This window comes from Sporosarcina sp. Marseille-Q4943 (assembly GCF_943736995.1).
GTDB lineage: Bacteria > Bacillota > Bacilli > Bacillales_A > Planococcaceae > Sporosarcina.
The window spans coordinates 1,197,447-1,217,132 of the sequence record NZ_OX031157.1; the positions used below are offsets into that span (position 1 = coordinate 1,197,447).

The window sequence follows — 19,686 nt, forward strand, 5'->3', positions numbered from 1 at the left end:
AACACTGACGTGTTCCACTTTCCAATATCTCTATATGCAATTGTAGTGAATAAACTGAATAGTATGATGCACAGGCACCTCAATCTTTATACGGATCGAATTCGTTCGCACCTGCCATGCAGACGCCTACCGGTTTCAATGTATGGAGGACGTCGATCGTGTCCTTGTGGGCTTCGAGAACGTCCCGCAATTTACGGTAGACGAATGGACTTTCATCCGGTCCGCCGCCGCGCAGCTCGACGCCGAATTTTTGGATGGCTTGATCCATCCGCTCTTGAGTAATTTTCCCGCCCCTACGCGTACGGGTTTTCCAATTCATCCGACCCGCCGCTTCGGTTCGGCTCATGATCCTGCCTGCCCCATGGACCGTACTATAAAACGCATTGGCATTCTCTTCATTATCCTTACCTTGGACAATGACGGAAATGTCACCCATGCTCCCGCCAATGAAGCCCATTTGCCCTGGAGCTGAAGGGGTTGCTCCTTTTCTGACGACGATATACTCCTTGCCGAAGTGGGTTTCTTTCCAAGCATAGTTATGGTGATTATGCACTTCAAATTCAGACGTTGCACCTAATATGGAAAGCACTTCATCCATCACGTAATTTCTGCCAGCATATGCGTATTTCCCGCTCAACGTCATCGCACGGTAATAAAGGTTGCCCAATTCACTATCCAAATCAATTAACGTCGGCGCCTGCTCCATGCTTTCTCCCGGCGCTCGATCAGAAAACTCCCGCCCGTTTGCCAAATTCAAAAATCCGCTCGCTGTTTTATGGCCGAATCCTCTGCTGCCAAAGTGGTTGGCAACCCATACAGCACCGGTCTCTTTCTCAACTAACAAATCGACGAAATGGTTCCCAGCCCCAACAGTTCCCAATTGGTCCTTCGCCAATTTCTTCAGGCGATCATGCTCCTGCTTGCCGATTTCCTCATATACAGCCCAATCCGGATCATCGAATAATTCATGGTCCACCCGCTTCTTATTTTTCCGGCCGACGCCGAACGAAATGGATGACGCAATTTCATCCATGAGACGCGGCAGATCCTTTTGGATATCTGTCCACTTCAAATTAGTCCGGACCGCTTTATTTCCACAAGCGATGTCATATCCAACACCCGACGGAGAAATTTGGCCATCATACACGACGACGCCCCCGACCGGCTGGCTATATCCATAATGTCCATCGGCACATAACACGCCGCCCGCTACCTGCCCCGTCCGCAAACAATTTTTAAATTGACGCAACGTATTATCATCGTGTACGCCGAAAATTTTCTTCTTCATGAAAAGCGCTCGCCCTTTCTACTATTTTTATCTCATAGGTCATCCTCTTCCCAAGGGTCGATGTCCGCGTAGATTTTAAACCCGTTTTCCCAATGTGTCTGGATCCACTGGATCGCCTGCACCATCTCTTCACTATGAGCAGCGGCTTTCTCCTCCAGATTTTTCGCCTCTTGCAGTTTGCCTGCACACCATGAAGGATCCGGGAAACCTTCAAACCATTCCTTATCATCCTCTTCAAGTGGATCCGTATGGCACATCCCGTCATCGACCGGCAACATTTTCGGCCAATCAAGCCCGAGTCCGACATCCTCCATCAAGTCACGGAGTTCAAGGCCGAATGTGAAAGGAAACGTATACTCCGCCACGTCCTCTTCCTCATTTGGGAACCGAAGTCTGTACTCTTTTGAATTTTCCTGTTTGAATAGCTTTTGGAAGAGTGATTCCTTGCGTGTAGTGTCTATAATTGTAAAGTTTCTGATGGCCATTAATCTGACTTTATCCGCATATTGCTCGGTCGTGCGATTCGGGTATGTTTCAGCCATGATGGCTCTCCCTTTATCCAACTCCTGCTGTTCCGACGCTGTCAGTTTTGACCGCAATTCCTTTTTCCGAAGGTCTGGTACCTTGAATGCCAGCCGTCGAGATTCTTCTCTATCCATTATGTATGCCTCCCATTTTTCATTCTAGCTATAACTTCGACACAACGCGGGAAAGTCCTTTGTACGCGCCCTCAATAAGGAAAATCCCCTCGCCATTACTGCGCTGAGGGGAGTCAATGCTTCATTGTTTCAGAAAATCAATTTCAATCTCATTTTTCCGTGGTTCACGCTTAAACAAGTATTCTCCATTACGAATGGATGCAAGTACTTCCGCGCGTTCACGGATCGCTTCATATGCATCATGTGCATCCAAAACGATAAAGTTCGCCGGCTTCCCTGCTTCAATCCCATACTCATCGTTCACTCTCATAACGTTTGCGCCGTTATAGGTGATTAAGTCGAACGCCTTATTAATTTCATCAATATGCGTGTAATGCGCTAAATGAATGCCGTTGTCCAAAATGTTCATCATATTTCCATTCCCTAACGGGTACCAGTAATCCGCAATGGAGTCTTGGGCAAACGCTACGTTGTTTCCATTCGCTAATAACTCTTTCACTCGCGTTAATCCGCGACGTTTTGGATAACTGTCGCCTCGGCCTTGTAAATGCGCGTTTTCAGTTGGGCAAGAGATGAAGTTGATTTTAGATTCTCGGAACAACCCTAACATTTTATTCGCATAGCTGTTTTCAACAGAAGCAAAGCTCGTCGTATGACTCGCTGTTGTATATTCGCCATAGTCTTTTTCCATGACAAGCGCATTCAACACTTCTAAGAAACGACTATTCGGATCATCGTTTTCATCACAGTGAATATCGATCATCACGTCATATTTGATTGCCATATCAACAATCCGCTTTAACGACTCCACACCATGCTCATACGAAATTTCAAAGTGAGGGATGCCTCCTGCAACGTCAGCACCCATTTGAAGTGCCTTTTCCATTAGCTCTTCTGCGCCTTTATAACGGAAGAATCCTTCCTGAGGAAATGCAACAAGTTGTAATGTCACAATATCTTTTAGTTCCTCACGAAGTTTCAATAAAGCTTTCATCCCTGTCAAGTTAGGGTCCGTAATATCGACATGGGTACGAATAAATTGAACCCCTTTGCTCACTTCTTTTTGAATCCCTTTAATCGCACGTTCACGAACAAGTTCTTCCGTCAATGATTTTTTATTATCACTCCAACGCTGAATCCCTTCAAATAATGTACCTGACACATTGGCATTCCCTTCACCGAGTCCTGAAAAGATATAATCCAAGTGCAAATGTGGATCCACATAAGGCGGCAACACTAAACGGCCTTCCAAATCAATCACTTCATCCGCGTTACCTAACTCATTACCGATCGCTTTAAAATGATTGTTCTCTATTAATATCTCATGAGATTCTGGGTCTCCATATATAGTCGCGTTAATAAACTTTTTCATATATCACCGCTCCTTTACATTATTATATATAGTTTATCAGATTATATTATTATTTTAAAACAAAGCAAAAGTTGGGGACATGTCAGAATTGTGTCGGTGCCTGTGCAGCACACATTTATGACTATTCATTTCAATGTTTCTTTATGCAATAAAAAATCGATAAAACAGCGGACGAACAACATTCATGCATTTCAATTATACAATTGTAGTGTATAATCTGAATTGTGCGCTGCACAGGCACCGCTTCAAGAATCATTTAGTTTTCAAGTAGAACAGCCCGCCGTTGATGATGTCGATTTTTATTTTTGTTTCGTATTGTTCTTCGATTGCATTCTTCTCGATTCGGTAGCATTCGGGACGGTCGGCTTCTTCGATTTCCCTGTAGAAGTACTCGAGCACGAGAAGGTCTTTGCGGCGTCTTTCCTTTGCTTCTTCCGCCCATGTATGGTCATCTTTCTGGATAAGGTTCTCGATCACCGAGTCCAACCGTTCCAAGGCGCGCAGCGGTGTAATGATATACGGCAAGTGAAACGTGTTCGGCGATATCGTACTCCCTAAGTCCAGCCCGCTGATCGATTCCTGAAAGCCGTTGATGATCATTCCTGTCATCAAATTAATGCCTAATGAATAAAGGATTTCCTGCGTTCGATCGCTGGAATACGTAATTTTATAATTCACCCCTACCCACGGCGTCAAAATCGTCTGTCCACCTGACTCATCCCCCGCCCTTTCGTACATTTGCGCGAACGAGCCGAGCTCTTTCGTCACCCGGAACAATTGATTGAGCCGGGGTGAGCCGTAGTGCACGACTTCTCCGGCAATACTTTCGGCGAGCCTGTTTTTATCGGTGATCAACGTCAGTTGTGCAGGATTCGGCTCATCTCCCGTGCTCTCTAAGTACTTCCAATAAAACGGGCGGTTCATTATTTTTTTATCCATGTCAATCGTTAATTGAACGGTAATGAAGTGCTCATTTTCACGCAAAATCGTACAATTGTTTTCAACAAAGAACTGCCGTACGTATTGATGAATCTGCTGCGGGTACATATGCATCCTCCTTGCTTCTAGATCGTCAATTTGAACTCCGATAGTATATCGTCCAACTCGCCGACGACTTTTTCAAAGACACCAATTTTCACATTCAGCAACTCCAATATATGGTCCTCAATTGTATGTTTAATAGCCAAATTGTATATATTAACATCATGCTCCTGCCCTAACCGGTGGACACGGCCGATCCGCTGTTCCAATTTCATCGGATTCCACGGCAAATCATAATTGATGACGTGATGGCAAAATTGCAGGTTGATTCCTTCACTTCCGGACTCCGTGGCAATCAACACTTGCGCTTTCTCCTTAAATAATTGCTTCATCCACTCACGCTTACTTTTGCTGAACTTCCCATTAAACGGGACGCTGACGATGCCCTTTTCATATAAATAGTTCATTAAAAAGGCTTGGCTCGCCCGGTATTCAGTGAAAATGATGACCTTCTCGCCATTCGCTTCCTTAATGATTTCGTACGCCTTCTCCGCTTTCGTATTGACCTGTAGCGCAGCCAATTTCCGAAGCAGTTCCTCGGTGTAAGCAATTTCCTGCGGATTCGTCAGTTTCTGATGCATTTCATGCAACGTCAGAAAAGCCGCATCTTTACTGCTGCAAATTTCCTTTTGCAACGTGATCATCGAGAAGGCGCCCGAAAAGACGGAAGACACATTTTTTAACTCTGAAATCATGTTGTACACTTCTTTTTCCTCTTCACTGAACTCAAGCGGAATGATTTGGACACGCCGAGTCGTCCATTCGATTCCTGTGTCATGCCTTGAATTGCGCACCATCACTTGGTTGATCAATTCCTTTAAAAACTCATCCTCTTCCACGTTATGTTTGCTCGCGGAAAAGACGGATTGGAATGTCTCGAAATTGCCGAGATGCCCTGGTTTTAATAAAGAAATTAAATTGAAGAGCTCGAATACGTCATTTTGAATCGGCGTCGCCGTTAACAGCAGACAGAACTTTTTCTTCAAATTTTGCACGAACTCATAGTTTTTCGTTTTCGGATTCTTTAATTTATGCGCCTCATCTATGATAATTAAATCAAAGTCCTGGTTATAAATGTTTTCCTTATGCGGACTCCTCTTCGCCATATCGATGCTTGCGATGACGATATTGCAGTAGTCGAGATCATACGCTTTTTTATATTGAATCACTGGAAGGTGGAATTTATAATTCAGCTCCTCGATCCATTGATTGATGAGTGAAGCCGGAACGAGGATGAGCGCTTTTTTCACGAGGCCACGAATTAAATACTCTTTCAAGATCAAACCGGCTTGAATCGTTTTCCCGAGACCGACCTCGTCCGCAAGAATCGCTTTCCCGTTCATCCGCTCGATGACCGTTTCCGCCGCCTCCAATTGATGAGGAAAAGGCTTCAGTTCGGGTAAGTATTTCGGGCATTGGAGGCCGTGGAAGTCGGTAATCAATTTCGCCTTCTCCACGTCATAACACATTTTATACAACGTCCAATTATCCCAAGCTTTGCGATTCTCCAACCGTTCGACAAAGCCCTCTTTCCAATCGGACGACCATTCTATTTGCATAAACATCCCCTCATCCGATATTTTCTTGTTAGATTGTCCAAAAACGGAATTCCTATGTGCAAGACGGATGTTGTTCATTGCAAATCCTTCATTTATACTTAATCCTAACGACCGAATTTTCAAAAACCAAGAAAGAGGGGGAAAAAATGAAACTAGGAGCATTCTCTGTAAGTCTCAATGTCAAAGACATTCATCAATCGAAAGCATTTTACGAAAACCTTGGATTTCAATCGTTTGGAGGAGACATTGACCAAAACTGGCTCATTATGAAAAATGAAGATACCATTATCGGCCTCTTCCAAGGGATGTTCGAGAAAAACATTCTCACATTTAATCCAGGCTGGAATCAAAATGCCGAAAATCTCGATTCATTTACGGATGTGAGAGATCTTCAAAAGGAACTGAAAGAGAAAGGCGTTCAACTGCTGACCGAGGCGGATGAAGATAGTGTCGGGGTTGCGCATTTCACTCTTGAAGATCCGGATGGGAATCTTATTCTTGTAGACCAACATGTAAATCGCCCATGAAAAATCCCCCTTCTAATGCCAAATCGGCCTAGAAGGGGGATTTTTTCAATTTGTATTTTAATGATTGTTCGCTCATGAAGACCTTCAAAATCATGAAACTATTCTCATCCTTTTCCGTATAGTAAACTAGCGCGTTACGATTTTCTTTTAATTACAAATAGAAAGGAACGTGTTCGATCATGAGGTCAGCCAACCCAAGCTTAGGGGAAAACACCTTTAAAGGTTTACGGACAGAAAATGGAATGTCGATGACCATTCAAGGAACGGTGAACAAGACGTTCATCCTGTTCCTCTTGTTGTGTGTAACGGCAGTCTTCACTTGGCATCAGCATTTTTCAGGGAATGACGTTCAAGCGTGGCTGTGGATCGGTCTCCTCGGTGGTTTCGTCGTAGCCCTCATTACTATTTTTGTGAAAAGGGCAGCTCCTTACACTGCTCCGCTATATGCACTGTTGGAAGGTCTAGCTATCGGAGGGATTTCCGCTATGTTCGAATCCCAATTTGAAGGGATTACGACACAGGCAATCCTGTTGACACTCGGAACGTTATTCTCACTTCTGTTTGCGTATCGTTCAGGTTTGATCAAAGTGACCGAAAACTTCAAGCTCGGCGTCGTAGCCGCGACCGGTGCAATATTTTTCGTTTATATCGCGGATTTCATCCTTCGTTTCTTCAGAATGGAAGTCCCTTTCATCCACGAGACAGGAGTTGTCGGCATTCTCATTTCCGTCGCCATTGTCGTCGTCGCCGCGCTGAACCTCGTCCTTGATTTTGATTTCATTGAAAAAGGAGCGGAACAACGAGCGCCGAAGTATATGGAATGGTACGGCGCATTCGGCTTAATGGTCACATTAATATGGTTGTATTTTGAAATTTTAAGGCTTCTATCTAAAATAAGAAGCAATCGATAAGATAGGTGGTGGCGAAATGGGCTTTTCCCCGTTCGACGATTTTATGTTTAGTGCTGTGCCGATCTTTATTTTCGTCATTTTTGTTATTGTGATCGGCGGAATAATTTTTACGCTCGTTAAAGGTGCCGGTCAATGGTCCTCCAATAATAGCTCGCCGCGCCTGACGGTTCCTGCCCAAGTGAAAACGAAGCGGACAAACACATCGGGCGGCAGCGGCAATTCTTCTGCCCACACGTCTTACTACGTCACGTTCCAAGTGGAAAGCGGCGACCGGATGGAGTTGAAGATGTCCGGAAGTGAGTACGGCATGTTAGCTGAAGACGACCTCGGCCTCCTCACCTTTCAAGGCACGCGTTATCTAGGATTTGACCGAAACGGCACAACAGAGTAAAAATGATCCATCCTTTTGAGTCGCCCACTCAAGGATGGATTTTTTCTATTTTAAGTGCTTTTTCTGGTTTGCGGTGCCTGTGCAACACACATTTATGACAATTCACCAATATTTATATTCATGCACATTTCAACAACGATCGACTTTATGAATCAATCACGGCAAATAACATTATACAATTGTAGTGTATAATCTGAATTGTTTGTTGCACAGGCACCAAAAAGATTCTGAAAACAGTCTCGGTTACTACCTTATACTCACCACCATATTTTTCTGAAAGTTTTATAAATATAATATTGATTATTTTCTGTTATTTTGGTACGTTGTACAATATGACATCCTTGCAGTCTTCTAAAATGCTCAGAGTTGATGTGGGGATCGACTCTTGTAAACTGCGAGATGGCGTACATTTTGTAGCAAAGGGGATGAATGGAATGACAGTGAAGATGAAGAAATCGGAGACAACTGTTGAGCGGGAGAGGCGGCTAATGACAGATGGTCTGCTCGATTATGAACGGCTCATCGAAACAGCGGAGTTCAAGCAATTGGTCAAAAAGAAGAAAAACTTTTTCCGACCTTATGTCATCGCTTTTTTTGCAATCTATTTGATGCTTCCAATATTGACGGGATATACGTCAATCCTTGAAGCGCGGGCGATCGGCTGGATGACGTGGACGTGGGTCTATGCTTTTGGCATGTTCGTCATGGTTTGGGTTCTTACACAGATTTATGTAAAAAAGGCTAGAGAATTCGATAAAGACGTCGAGCAATTGCTCGGAAAACACGTCCAGAAATAAGGGGGGAATGAATTATGAGTTTTTGGTCCTATTCAATCTTTTTTGCAGTTATCGCTTTGACGCTTTACATCACCTATTGGGCAGCTAAACAAACGCGCACGGCTAGTGAGTTTTATACGGCCGGCGGTTCGTTGACGGGATGGCAGAACGGAATGGCCATTGCAGGGGACTATTTATCGGCCGCGTCGTTCCTAGGGATCGCTGGAGCCATTTCACTGAATGGCTTTGATGGTTTCTATTACAGCGTCGGCTGGTTGACTGCTTATCTTGTTGTTCTCTTTTTAATCGCGGAACCGCTTCGGAACCTTGGAAAGTACACGATGGCCGATATGATCGGATCACGGTTCGGAGCAAAGAAAGTCCGTGGGGCTGCAGCACTCAATACGATTACAATCGTCCTTTTCTATATGCTCGCTCAACTTGTCGGCGCAGGTGCGCTCATTAAACTGCTATTCGGCATCGAGTACTGGATTTCCGTCCTCATCGTCGGTGTCATGATGATGATCTATGTTTTATTCGGCGGAATGACTGCTACGAGCTGGGTGCAGATCATCAAAGCGATACTGCTCATGGTTGGGACAATCGTTATTTCTTTCCTTGTCCTTATGAAATTCAATTTTAATTTCGTCGGCATGTTCGATCTCATGCGGAATGCGACGCCACACGGAGAGTCATTCCTACATTCCGGTGTTGTCTATAAAGATCCGATCGGCCTTATTTCCGTGCTTCTCGCACTCGTTCTTGGAACCGCGGGTCTGCCACACATCCTTATGCGTTTCTTTACGGTAAAAGACGCAAAAACGGCGCGTTCTTCCGTCGTGTACGCAGTGTGGATCATCGGGATTTTCTATGTTATGACGATTTTCCTCGGATTTGGTGCCGCCAAATTCGTCGGCAGGGACGCTATCGTCGCGGAAAACGCGGCGGGCAATATGGCAGCTCCTATGCTTGCCGGGGTGCTCGGTGGGGATATGCTTGAATCATTCGTCGCCGCCGTTGCGTTTGCCACAATTCTCGCAGTCGTTGCAGGGCTCGTGCTGTCCGGCGCGTCGGCAATCGCACATGATATTTACGCAGAAATCATCAAAAAAGGAAAAGTGACGGAAAAGCAGCAAGTCAGAGCAGCGCGTCTTGCTGCAATCGGGGTATCCGTCGTTTCTATCTTGCTTGCACTTGGATCGGAAAAACTCAATGTCGCGTTCCTCGTGTCGCTCGCATTCTGTATCGCCGCGTCCGCGAACGTTCCGACAATCCTGTTCACGATCTACTGGCGCAAATTTAATACGACAGGCGCGGTTGCCTCCATGCTGACAGGGCTCATCACCGCCCTCATTCTCGTCGCGGTCAGCCCGAACGTCATCAACCCGGTCGAAGGAGCTGCATTCTTCGTCGGTGAACCGCTCTTCCCGTTCGTCAATCCGGCGATCATCTCCATTCCAGCCGGGTTCCTTGCAGCCGTCATCGGCACTCACTTAGGAGCAAAACGTGCGGAAGCCGCAGAAATCGCCTATGCGGAAGTCCGTTTCAAAGCGGAGACAGGCTATCGCGGAGCGGAAGGCTAAGCATCAGAATGATCATTTGAATAAAAATGAAAATGCCCTCGGAAATCGGTTTACCGTTTCCGAGGGCATTCTATTTATCCACAGACGGTGCCTGTGCAAGACACATTTATGACAATTCAATCCAATTAATATTCATGCATTTTGAAACGATAAGAAAGTTGCCAAATCAAAATTTCCTAATCAACTTTATACAATTGCAACGTATAATCTGAATTGTTCGTTGCACAGGCACCGAAAAGATTCTGAAAATTAATAGGGTGTTATGCCTTCCTTTTTCATCTCTGTCATTTGATGAGGGTCGAGCAAGCGGTTTAGTTCTTCATGGGTGAGCACGTCGTAACGCAGGCAGAGTTCTTTCAGCGGGACGCCTGTTTCAAACGATTCACGTGCGATTTTCGATGACATCTCATAGCCGATGAATGGCGTTAGCGCCGTGATCGTGCCGATGCTTTTTTCTACATACTCCTCCATTTGCGCTACGTTCGCGGTGATGCCGCTAATGCAGTACTTGCGGAACACTTCGATGCCGTTGTTCATAACCGTCAATGATTGCAATAAATTATAGACAAGCACTGGCTCCATGACATTCAATTCAAATTGTCCGGCTTCCGAAGCGAGGCTGATTGTATGGTCGTTTCCGATTACTTGGAAGGCGATCTGGTTCATCACTTCCGCCATGACCGGATTCACTTTTCCTGGCATGATGGAGGAACCTGGCTGCCTTGCCGGTAGATTGATTTCATTCAGGCCGGCTTTCGGACCTGAAGCCATCAACCGCAGATCGTTCGCCATTTTCGATAGATTGATCATGCAAATTTTCAAAGCGGAAGACAGCTCTGTGTACACATCCGTATTCTGTGTCGAGTCGATCAGATTGCAAGCAGATTTCAATGGCAAGCCACTTATTGCACGCAATTGTTCCACCGCGGTTTCAATGTATCGCGCATTTGCATTGAGCCCTGTGCCGATTGCAGTGGCGCCCATATTGATTTCGGAAAGATGCTTTCTCGTCCTACCGATCCGTTCGATATCGCGTTCGATGACACTCCGATACGCGCTAAATTCCTGGCCTAATCGGATGGGAACGGCATCTTGCAAGTGCGTCCTCCCCATTTTGATGATGCCGTCAAATTCCAGTTCCTTCGCCTTCAGCTCGTCCACAAACCGCTCCATCGTTTCCAGCAGCTGATTGACCATTTGATGGGTCGCAATTTTAATCGCCGTCGGGAATGCATCATTTGTCGACTGCGACATATTGACATGGTTGTTCGGACTTATGTATCCATAATCGCCTTTTTCACGCCCCATCATTTCAAGTGCACGGTTAGCAATGACTTCATTTGCATTCATGTTGAATGAAGTGCCTGCACCCCCTTGAATCGGGTCGACGATGAACTGATCCGTCAATATCCCCTCGACCACCTCATCCGCCGCTTCCACGATGAAGAGTCCTACATCCTCAGGCAAGTCATTGACAAGCACATTCGAAATCGCTGCCGCTTTCTTCACAATCCCTATTGCACGAATTAACTCGGGATGCATGCGCTCCTTCGTAATTGGAAAGTTTTCAGTCGCCCGTATCGTTTGAATCCCGTAATATGCATCATTGGGAACTTCTTTTTCCCCTAAGAAATCCTTCTCGATTCTTCCGGATAATAAATTCATTTATTCCTGTTTCCTCTCGTTATGTATATCGCCAATAAGGCGTACGATGAACATTGCGTGAGCAGACTTATTCTGCCTGGCATCATGTTAATCGTACGCCTTTTATCGATAGAATGCTATCGTTTTTTTTTGGTTATTTAAGAGATAAATCAAACCCCATTTGCCGAAACTTTATTCAAAAACCGTCGTCCACTCGTCCCGTTTTTCCAACATCTTTTTCGCCGCATCCTTCGCGCCTTCAAGGCTATGGCTCGCGGCCCATCCGCATTGGACTTCATTGCAAGCAGGCACTTCGTCGGCAGCCAAGACATCATTCAATGTCTTCTCCAATATGTCGAGCACGCCTTCGTAATCATCGTGGTTGATGAGTGCCAAATAATATCCTGTCTGGCATCCCATCGGACTAATGTCTACGATTCTGTCCGAATGGTTCCTGCTGAACTCTGCCATCATATGCTCCAATGAATGAATCGCAGGCATTTCAAGATGTTCCTTATTCGGCTGGCAAAAACGGATGTCGTATTTCCGGATGACGTCGCCATTGATCCCTTCCTTCACCCCGGCAAGACGCACAAACGGCGCTTTCACTTTTGTATGGTCCAAATTGAAGCTTTCCACATTCATCTTCTTTTCTTTCGTCGACATGTCTCCACTCCTTATCCTCGCATCCGTGCAATCAATTATACCCTATTGATTTACTCGGTTTTTATTCAGAATATCAAAATTCTGAATAGATAGCAAGATGGCAAGATAGAAAAACTTCAAATAGACATATTCCGTCCATAGATTGCCAATCATTTTCATTAATCGCTTTTTTATGTCACGATGGTGAAATGAAGGAGTGGATTCGATGATACGTTTTGACCGTGTAACAAAATCGTATGATAATCAAACGCTCGTCGTTGATTCTGTCAATTTAGAGGTTGCCAAAGGGGAATTTTTTGTGCTGATTGGGCCGAGCGGTTGCGGCAAAACAACAACGTTAAAAATGATCAATCGCCTCATTCCGCTGACGGACGGGACGATTTGGATCGACGGCAGGAAGGTCAGTGAGTACCCCATCCATGAATTGCGGTGGCGGATCGGGTATGTGTTGCAGCAAATCGCATTGTTCCCGCATATGACGATCGAGGAAAACATTGCAATCGTCCCGGAGCTGAAAAATTGGAATAAAAGCCGGATCCATAACCGCGTGACGGAACTTCTAGAAATGGTAGGACTCAATCCGGATACATACCGGCACCGGAAGCCTCATGAACTCTCCGGCGGCCAGCAGCAGCGGGTCGGCGTCGTCCGGGCACTTGCCGCAGATCCCGATATCGTTTTAATGGACGAGCCGTTCAGCGCGCTTGATCCGATCAGCAGGGGGAAGTTGCAAGATGACTTGGTGCGGTTGCAACGGTCCATTCAGAAAACGATTGTATTCGTCACCCACGACATTCAAGAAGCATTGAAGCTTGGTGACCGGATTTGCATTATGAAGGATGGCAAAATCGAACAGCTCGGCACTCCGGATGAAATAACGTTGACCCCTGCCACCCCATTCGTCCGGAAATTCATCCAGAGCGGAAGAACGAAAACGTTCGTTTTAGCTGAACATATCGAACCGATTTCGGCATCCATGGAACAATTGCCCGTATTGTCCATCAACGCCAGGTGGGATGAAGTGCTACATGCTCTATCCCAATCAGATCGAGCCGCCATCCAGCAAGAAGGCGAACCGATCGGCACCATTTCAAGAAAGACGGTTATCGCCTATTTGGCAAACGGGCAAGAAGGAGGAAGAGTAGCACATGGGTGATTTCGTAAATGTTTTTCAAGATCGGAAAGGCGAATTGGCGTTGGCGTTACTAGAACACATCCAAATTTCGCTCATCGCCCTCTTCTTCGCCATCCTCATATCGATTCCGGTCGGCATCTATTTGACAACCCGGCAACGGATTGCAGAAACAGTCATTGGGACCAGTGCCGTACTGCAGACGATTCCGTCACTCGCTTTGCTCGGGCTGCTGATCCCGTTGTTCGGCATCGGCAAAATCCCTGCCATCATCGCACTCGTTGCGTATGCATTGCTGCCGATTTTGCGCAACACGTATACCGGCATCAAGGGAATCGACCCTTCCTTGATCGAGGCGGCGACCGCGATGGGAATGAACCGATGGAAGCGCCTTTCAAAAGTCGAACTGCCTCTCGCCATGCCGGTAATCATGGCAGGCATCCGCACATCGATGGTCCTAATCGTAGGAACCGCCACACTTGCTGCACTGATTGGCGCTGGCGGTCTCGGGGATCTCATCTTGCTCGGCATCGACCGGAACAGCCCTTCGCTCATCGTGCTCGGCGCAATTCCTGCCGCACTTCTGGCCCTGTCATTCGACTTGTTGTTGAGAAAATTCGAGGGGCTGTCGTTCCGGCAAGCTTCCATTGCACTGACGGCGTTTTTCGTCGCGGCCATACTCATCATCGTCCTGCCCCTCTTCCCTGCAAGCAATGACAAACAGATTGTCATCGGCGCCAAATTAGGGGCAGAACCCGAAATATTAATTAACATGTACAAGCTTCTCATTGAAGATGAGACGGACCTGTCCGTCGAACTGAAACCTGGACTCGGCAAAACATCGTTCGTCTTCAACGCGCTACAATCAGGGAGCATCGACATGTATCCTGAGTTCACAGGGACGGCGCTGTCGGAGTTCTTAAAAGAGACTGCAGTCAGCAATGACCGGAACGAAGTATACGAGCAGGCGCGACAAGGGTTTGCCGAACAATTCGATCTCGTCCTCCTGCCGCCGATGGAGTATAACAATACATACACGATTGCGGTATCCAAAACATTCGAGGAACAGTACGGCGTCAAAACAATTTCCGATCTCGTCGCAGTCCAATCTGCCGTAAAAGCCGGATTCACCCTCGAATTCAACGACCGCGAAGACGGATACCGCGGCATCCGCAGCTTGTACGGAATCGACTTCCCTTCCGTCCAAACGATGGAGCCGAAACTCCGCTACCAGGCAATCCGATCCGGGGACATTAACCTGTTGGATGCCTATTCGACGGACAGCGAACTGCAACAATATGAACTGACCGTCTTACAAGATGACAAAGAACTGTTCCCGCCTTACCAAGGAGCACCTCTCCTACGGAAAGAAACGCTCGAAACCTATCCCGAACTCGAGGAGATCTTGAACCGGCTCGCCGGCAAAGTGACAGACGACGAAATGCGGGACATGAACTACAAGGTGAACGCAGAAGGTGAAAAACCGGAGGACGTTGCACGCCAGTTTTTACGGGACGCGGGTTTATTGGAATAAAGGAAGACATCAAACAGCGGGGGCTTATTTCAGCCCTCGCTAAGATGAGTAATATTGCGAGTGCCCGATATATCAGCTTTCTGTTTGTAATCATACCAAAAATAGAATCGTTTACTGTTTCTATCCTTATAATTCCTTAAACAATTCATTAGGCATTTTGTATTCCCTCACCTGGTCGCGAAGACTTTCTAGAGCATGCTCAACGTGAATCCGGACCAATCTTTCAAGCTCTTCCATCCTCTTGCCTCTCATCGCTTCAACTATTGACAGGTGCTCGCATGGTCCTCTCAGCGTTGAAGGGGAATCATCGAAAAAGCTATCAAATAACATTAGATAAATATCAATTTTATTCATTAAGATCCCCAGGAATTCTGCCAGAAAGGCATTACCAGCTTTCTTGACAGCTACCATGTGGAAGCTTTTATTCGCCTTTAAATAACGGTCCATGTCTTTTGCTTCTAGAGCTAGTTTTTCTTCTTGCATACAGGCACACATCTCTTCAAAATCTTCTTCATCCAACTTGTGCAATGAAGCGCGGATAGCCATCAATTCCAATTCTAACCGGAGCTGGTATGCCTGCTCAACTTCACTTTTTGTAGGATTGGCAACAAATGCGCCCCTATTGGGGATCATATCCACCATCCCTTCTTCAGAAAGTAGTTTAATCGCATTTCTAATTGGAGTCCGACTTACATCCAGTTCCTTCGATATTGTCAGTTCAACCAGTTGGGTGCCGGGCGCAATCTGTCTTTTCAAAATGGCGTTCCGCAATCGGAAATAAACCGTCTTCTCAATTGAAGATTTTTTCAACAATATTCCTCCACCCTAATTAATATTTCTGAAATCATTGACTAACAAAATATTGTGATTTATCATATAGTAAATGAATTGTACTACATTTTTGAGCTACAATTCAATTCCCTTTTAACTACTGACTACAAAACAATCTTAAAAAACAAGGAGGGTCGTAGATAAATGTAAGCGTTTACTTATATTAAATTTTAGGAGGTTAGAAGATGAAGAGAACAATTTTACTAACAATCACTGCCATTTTGACCCTAGGCATTATTAGTGGATGCATGAAAGCGGAAGGGGATACGAAAGCAAACAAAAGCTCAAGCAGTGTCCTTGAGAGAATTGAAAAAGACAAAGTGATGAGAGTCTCTTTCGAAGGGACTTATCCGCCATTCAACTTTTTAGACGATGAAAATAAATTTCAAGGGTTTGACGTAGATATTTCAAATGAAATTGGAAAACGGCTTGGTGTTGAAGTTGAGTTCATTGCTACCAAGTGGGACGGACTCATAGGTGGGCTAAAAGCCAATAAATTCGATATCGTCATCGGCCAAATGACTGTAACCGAGGAGAGGAAAAAGAGTGTAGATTTTACAGATCCGTATGTTATTACTGGTTCTGTCCTGGTTACTCGCAATGACACCGATGATATTAAAGTATTAGAAGATATCTCAGGAAAAAAAGTTGGCGTTGGCGGGGGAACAACATTTGAAGAAGTTGCAAGAAGTGTGGATGGGGCTGATGTAAAACTCTACAAATCTGTAAGCGATTATCTTCAAGATTTAACAAATAAACGGCTCGATGTCATTATCAACGATCAATTATTGATCAGCTACAATATCCAAGAAGCGGACCTACCAATTAAAATTGCAAGCGGAATTTTAAACAAAGATGAAATTGGCATGGCAGTTAACAAAGGGAATGAAGACTTTGTTATTAAAGTGAATGAAGCTCTCGCATCAATGAAAGAAGATGGTACGTATAAAAAAATATATAAAAAATGGTTTGGTACAGACCCACTAGAAAACTGATAACCATTGTAGTGGCATCTTTTTGGATGCCGCTACCTATTTATAAAACTATTTATAACAGGGGGTATTTAATGTGCATGTCGTCGTGCTAGGTGCAGGGATGATTGGAACGACTGTTGTCCGGGAAGTTAGCCATTTTGCAGAGATTACGAAGGTTTCCGTTGTCGACGTCAGACAAGAAGGGATAGATAAATGTCTTGAAACAGCAAAAAGTACAAAGGTTCATGGCCAAACGGCTTCCCTCGCAACTGAAGAGGATATAGCAGCTGTTTTATCAAATGCGGATTTAGCAATTGCCTGTCTTCCCCACTCCTTAAGTTTAACGGCAATCAAAGCTGCAATCACTTCCCGTTGCCATCTTGTCGACTTGGTCGGGTCGAATTTTACTGAAAAAAATGCGCTTAGCCAACAAGCTATGAAGGCTGGAATCATTATTGTACCCGGTTGTGGAGTAGCTCCTGGTATAACGAACTTCTTGGCCGCCCAAGGAATTGAACTGCTTGATGAAGCTGAAGAAGCAGTCATGATCTGTGGAGGAATTCCACGACATCCAATTCCCCCTCTTTGGTACCAAGTCGTCTTCCGTTTGGAAAGTGTATTAGGCCTTTATACGAAACCAGCCCTTGCTATTAAAAACGGGGAGATTGTAAAGTTGCCACCGCTCACCGGACTCGAAAAAATAAGCTTCCCTGAACCGGTGGGCGAATGTGAAATGGTGAATACAGATGCACATAGCACTGCGTTCACACTTAAAGACAAAGTCAAAAACTTATACGAGAAGACTGTCCGCTATCCAGGCCATTGGGAAAAAATGAAGGTGCTTGCAGAGCTAGGATTTTTGGATAGTGAACCCATTATGTTTGATGGGCACCCTATTGTTCCGAGAACCTTCACAGAGTCTGTGCTCTCTCCAAAATTAATTGGCCCCTCCAATGAAGACATCACAGTCGTCCGTGTTGAAGTGAAAGGAATTAAAAAGGGTGTTCCTACAAAGCATTCATGGGAACTAGTTGATTTTTATGATCATGGAAGAGGAATAACATCAATGGCCAAGACAACCGCATTGCCTGCAACAGTAGCCGCAAAATGGATTCTTCAAGGGAAAATTAATGAAACTGGCATTATGCCGCTGGAAAACTTAATCATTAATGAACGTTTTCAACCATTTGTAGATGAACTAAATGAGTTAGGTATCCAAATAAAATACAATGCAGTTGTAGAGTCTCTCGCTTAATAACTGATTGGAGGTGAGCGAATGGATGCCACAATCATAATCGATTCATTGCCGGCCCTTTTAAAAGCAGCTCTTATGACAATTTTTCTTGCTGTCCTTTCAATTCTGTTTGCCTTAATCATCGGCTTTTTAACAGCTTTGATTAGAATAGTCAAAATCAAGGTGTTGTATCAAATTGCGAGTGCCTATGTCTCCATTATCCGAGGAACACCTTTACTGGTCCAGATATTCGTTATCTACTACGGTCTACCTCAAATAGGAATTTCATTAGATCCAATATCTTCTGGAATCTTGGCATTAAGTTTAAATGCAGGGGCATATTTGTCGGAATCTTTCCGGGCATCCATACTTGCCGTCGATAAAGGACAGATGGAAGCCTCCTTGTCTATGGGAATGACATACTGGCAAGCCCTAAGAAGAATCATATTGCCCCAAAGTCTTCGAATTGCAATACCGACGTTATCCAACTCATTTATTGTGTTGATTAAAGACACCTCGCTTGTGTCTGTCATCACAGTCACGGAACTGCTTCAAATGTCAAGCCTTGTCATTGCCAAAACGTTTGAACCTTTAACCATCTATCTGATAGCAGCAGCTATATATTGGGTTATCATCACTTTCTTCACCACTCTATTAGATAAGTTGGAGGTTAGGAGTTCAAAACATCTAGTACGCTAAATAATGGGTCAGGAGGCGAGAACCGAAATGGGTGTTATCCAGGTAAACAATTTAAAAAAGCGGTTCGGACAGAATGATGTTCTTTGCGGAATAGATTTAACTGTGAACAAGAGTGAAGTGGTCGTTATCATGGGCCCAAGCGGTTCTGGAAAGTCAACGTTTTTACGTTGTCTAACATTCTTGGAAGAGCCTTGTGAAGGTGTTATCAGACTGGGAAGTCACGAAATTGATGCAAGAGCAAGGCGAGATCGTAAACACAAAAAAACAATTCGTGAATTGCGAAAATCTACAGGTTTTGTATTTCAATCCTTTAATCTATTCCCGCATAAAACAGCGCTAGAAAACGTGATGGAAGGACCTATGATAATACAAGGGAAGAGCAATACTGAGTCCCGTGAATTAGCTTTAGAACTTCTAACCAAAGTCGGTCTTGGAGATAGGACGAATCACTACCCCTCCCAATTATCGGGCGGCCAGCAACAACGGGTGGCAATAGCCAGGTCTCTATCAATGAACCCCACAGTCATGCTGTATGATGAACCAACGTCCGCACTTGATCCCGAACTCGTCCGCGAAGTGCTTATGGTTATCAAAGACCTGGCAGAGGAAGGAATGACGATGGTCATCGTAACGCATGAAATGAACTTTGCGAAAGAAGTGGCCGATCGTGTGGTCTTTATGGATGGGGGCTTAATTGTAGAGCAGGGAACTTCCGAAGAAATATTTAATCGGCCCAAAGAAGAACGGACGAAACGCTTTCTTACAAAAGTGGGATAATAGAGTAAGGTGACAGCACGCTAACAACTCGGATTTTTTGATTGCTGTCACCTGTACTACCTCTGCACCTTTACAACAATCTGTTCGT

Annotated in this window: 19 protein-coding genes; 11 read left to right on the forward strand and 8 right to left on the reverse strand. The window is 45.0% G+C overall.

Annotated elements, in window-relative coordinates; all coding sequences use genetic code 11:
- Positions 1 to 79: 79 nt before the first annotated feature.
- The 5 genes from NIT04_RS14915 to NIT04_RS14935 form a co-directional block, all read right to left on the reverse strand.
- The gene (locus NIT04_RS14915) at positions 80 to 1,288 is read right to left on the reverse strand and encodes an RtcB family protein (protein WP_252504325.1); all 1,209 of its coding nucleotides are present in this window, start codon (positions 1,286 to 1,288) and stop codon (positions 80 to 82) included.
- Positions 1,289 to 1,320: 32 nt separating this feature from the next.
- Positions 1,321 to 1,947, reverse strand: a complete 627-nt coding sequence (locus NIT04_RS14920) for a hypothetical protein (protein WP_252504326.1) — start codon at positions 1,945 to 1,947, stop codon at positions 1,321 to 1,323.
- 121 nt (positions 1,948 to 2,068) lie between these two features.
- The gene (locus NIT04_RS14925) at positions 2,069 to 3,319 is read right to left on the reverse strand and encodes an amidohydrolase family protein (RefSeq protein WP_252504327.1); all 1,251 of its coding nucleotides are present in this window, start codon (positions 3,317 to 3,319) and stop codon (positions 2,069 to 2,071) included.
- 252 nt (positions 3,320 to 3,571) lie between these two features.
- Positions 3,572 to 4,366, reverse strand: coding sequence for a YqhG family protein (locus NIT04_RS14930; RefSeq protein WP_252504328.1), 795 nt, complete (start codon positions 4,364 to 4,366; stop codon positions 3,572 to 3,574).
- 17 nt (positions 4,367 to 4,383) lie between these two features.
- A complete protein-coding gene (locus tag NIT04_RS14935; RefSeq protein ID WP_371922586.1) occupies positions 4,384 to 5,925 on the reverse strand; it encodes a DEAD/DEAH box helicase in 1,542 nt (513 codons plus the stop codon).
- A gap of 140 nt (positions 5,926 to 6,065) precedes the next feature.
- Here NIT04_RS14935 and NIT04_RS14940 point away from each other — a divergent pair, with 140 nt between their 5' ends.
- The 5 genes from NIT04_RS14940 (at position 6,066) to NIT04_RS14960 (ending at position 10,107) form a co-directional block, all read left to right on the forward strand.
- Positions 6,066 to 6,446 carry a VOC family protein gene (locus tag NIT04_RS14940; protein ID WP_252504329.1) on the forward strand — a complete coding sequence of 127 codons (381 nt, stop codon included), beginning with the start codon at positions 6,066 to 6,068 and terminating at the stop codon, positions 6,444 to 6,446.
- A gap of 179 nt (positions 6,447 to 6,625) precedes the next feature.
- Positions 6,626 to 7,357, forward strand: a complete 732-nt coding sequence (locus tag NIT04_RS14945; protein WP_252504330.1) for a Bax inhibitor-1/YccA family protein — start codon at positions 6,626 to 6,628, stop codon at positions 7,355 to 7,357.
- A gap of 16 nt (positions 7,358 to 7,373) precedes the next feature.
- The gene (locus NIT04_RS14950; protein ID WP_252504331.1) at positions 7,374 to 7,748 is read left to right on the forward strand and encodes a DUF2500 domain-containing protein; all 375 of its coding nucleotides are present in this window, start codon (positions 7,374 to 7,376) and stop codon (positions 7,746 to 7,748) included.
- A gap of 434 nt (positions 7,749 to 8,182) precedes the next feature.
- Entirely contained in the window at positions 8,183 to 8,545 is a 363-nt protein-coding gene (locus NIT04_RS14955) for a DUF485 domain-containing protein (protein WP_252504332.1), read from the forward strand.
- Positions 8,546 to 8,559: 14 nt separating this feature from the next.
- Positions 8,560 to 10,107 carry a cation acetate symporter gene (locus tag NIT04_RS14960; RefSeq protein WP_252504333.1) on the forward strand — a complete coding sequence of 516 codons (1,548 nt, stop codon included), beginning with the start codon at positions 8,560 to 8,562 and terminating at the stop codon, positions 10,105 to 10,107.
- A gap of 249 nt (positions 10,108 to 10,356) precedes the next feature.
- Here NIT04_RS14960 and aspA read toward each other — a convergent pair whose 3' ends face one another.
- Positions 10,357 to 11,772, reverse strand: coding sequence for an aspartate ammonia-lyase (aspA, locus tag NIT04_RS14965; protein WP_252504334.1), 1,416 nt, complete (start codon positions 11,770 to 11,772; stop codon positions 10,357 to 10,359).
- Between the two features lie 171 nt (positions 11,773 to 11,943).
- Positions 11,944 to 12,417, reverse strand: a complete 474-nt coding sequence (locus NIT04_RS14970; protein WP_252504335.1) for an S-ribosylhomocysteine lyase — start codon at positions 12,415 to 12,417, stop codon at positions 11,944 to 11,946.
- A gap of 205 nt (positions 12,418 to 12,622) precedes the next feature.
- Here NIT04_RS14970 and NIT04_RS14975 point away from each other — a divergent pair, with 205 nt between their 5' ends.
- Both NIT04_RS14975 and opuFB read left to right on the forward strand, forming a co-directional pair.
- Positions 12,623 to 13,573, forward strand: a complete 951-nt coding sequence (locus tag NIT04_RS14975; protein ID WP_252504336.1) for an ABC transporter ATP-binding protein — start codon at positions 12,623 to 12,625, stop codon at positions 13,571 to 13,573.
- Positions 13,566 to 15,083, forward strand: a complete 1,518-nt coding sequence (gene opuFB, locus NIT04_RS14980; RefSeq protein WP_252504337.1) for an osmoprotectant update ABC transporter permease/substrate-binding subunit OpuFB — start codon at positions 13,566 to 13,568, stop codon at positions 15,081 to 15,083. The genes NIT04_RS14975 and opuFB overlap by 8 nt, the downstream gene beginning before the upstream one ends.
- A gap of 126 nt (positions 15,084 to 15,209) precedes the next feature.
- Here the strand turns inward: opuFB and NIT04_RS14985 are convergent, their stop codons facing one another.
- On the reverse strand, positions 15,210 to 15,893 hold the full coding sequence (locus tag NIT04_RS14985; RefSeq protein ID WP_252504338.1) for a GntR family transcriptional regulator: 684 nt from the start codon (positions 15,891 to 15,893) through the stop codon (positions 15,210 to 15,212).
- Between the two features lie 206 nt (positions 15,894 to 16,099).
- On the opposite strand from NIT04_RS14985, the gene NIT04_RS14990 reads away from it, so the two are divergent.
- The 4 genes from NIT04_RS14990 (at position 16,100) to NIT04_RS15005 (ending at position 19,598) form a co-directional block, all read left to right on the forward strand.
- Complete coding sequence (locus tag NIT04_RS14990; RefSeq protein ID WP_252504339.1) at positions 16,100 to 16,909, forward strand: transporter substrate-binding domain-containing protein; 810 nt, start codon at positions 16,100 to 16,102, stop codon at positions 16,907 to 16,909.
- A 73-nt stretch (positions 16,910 to 16,982) separates the two neighbouring features.
- A complete protein-coding gene (locus tag NIT04_RS14995; protein ID WP_252504340.1) occupies positions 16,983 to 18,143 on the forward strand; it encodes a saccharopine dehydrogenase family protein in 1,161 nt (386 codons plus the stop codon).
- Between the two features lie 21 nt (positions 18,144 to 18,164).
- The gene (locus NIT04_RS15000) at positions 18,165 to 18,821 is read left to right on the forward strand and encodes an amino acid ABC transporter permease (RefSeq protein ID WP_252504341.1); all 657 of its coding nucleotides are present in this window, start codon (positions 18,165 to 18,167) and stop codon (positions 18,819 to 18,821) included.
- A gap of 27 nt (positions 18,822 to 18,848) precedes the next feature.
- The gene (locus tag NIT04_RS15005) at positions 18,849 to 19,598 is read left to right on the forward strand and encodes an amino acid ABC transporter ATP-binding protein (RefSeq protein ID WP_252504342.1); all 750 of its coding nucleotides are present in this window, start codon (positions 18,849 to 18,851) and stop codon (positions 19,596 to 19,598) included.
- Positions 19,599 to 19,686: the final 88 nt, after the last annotated feature.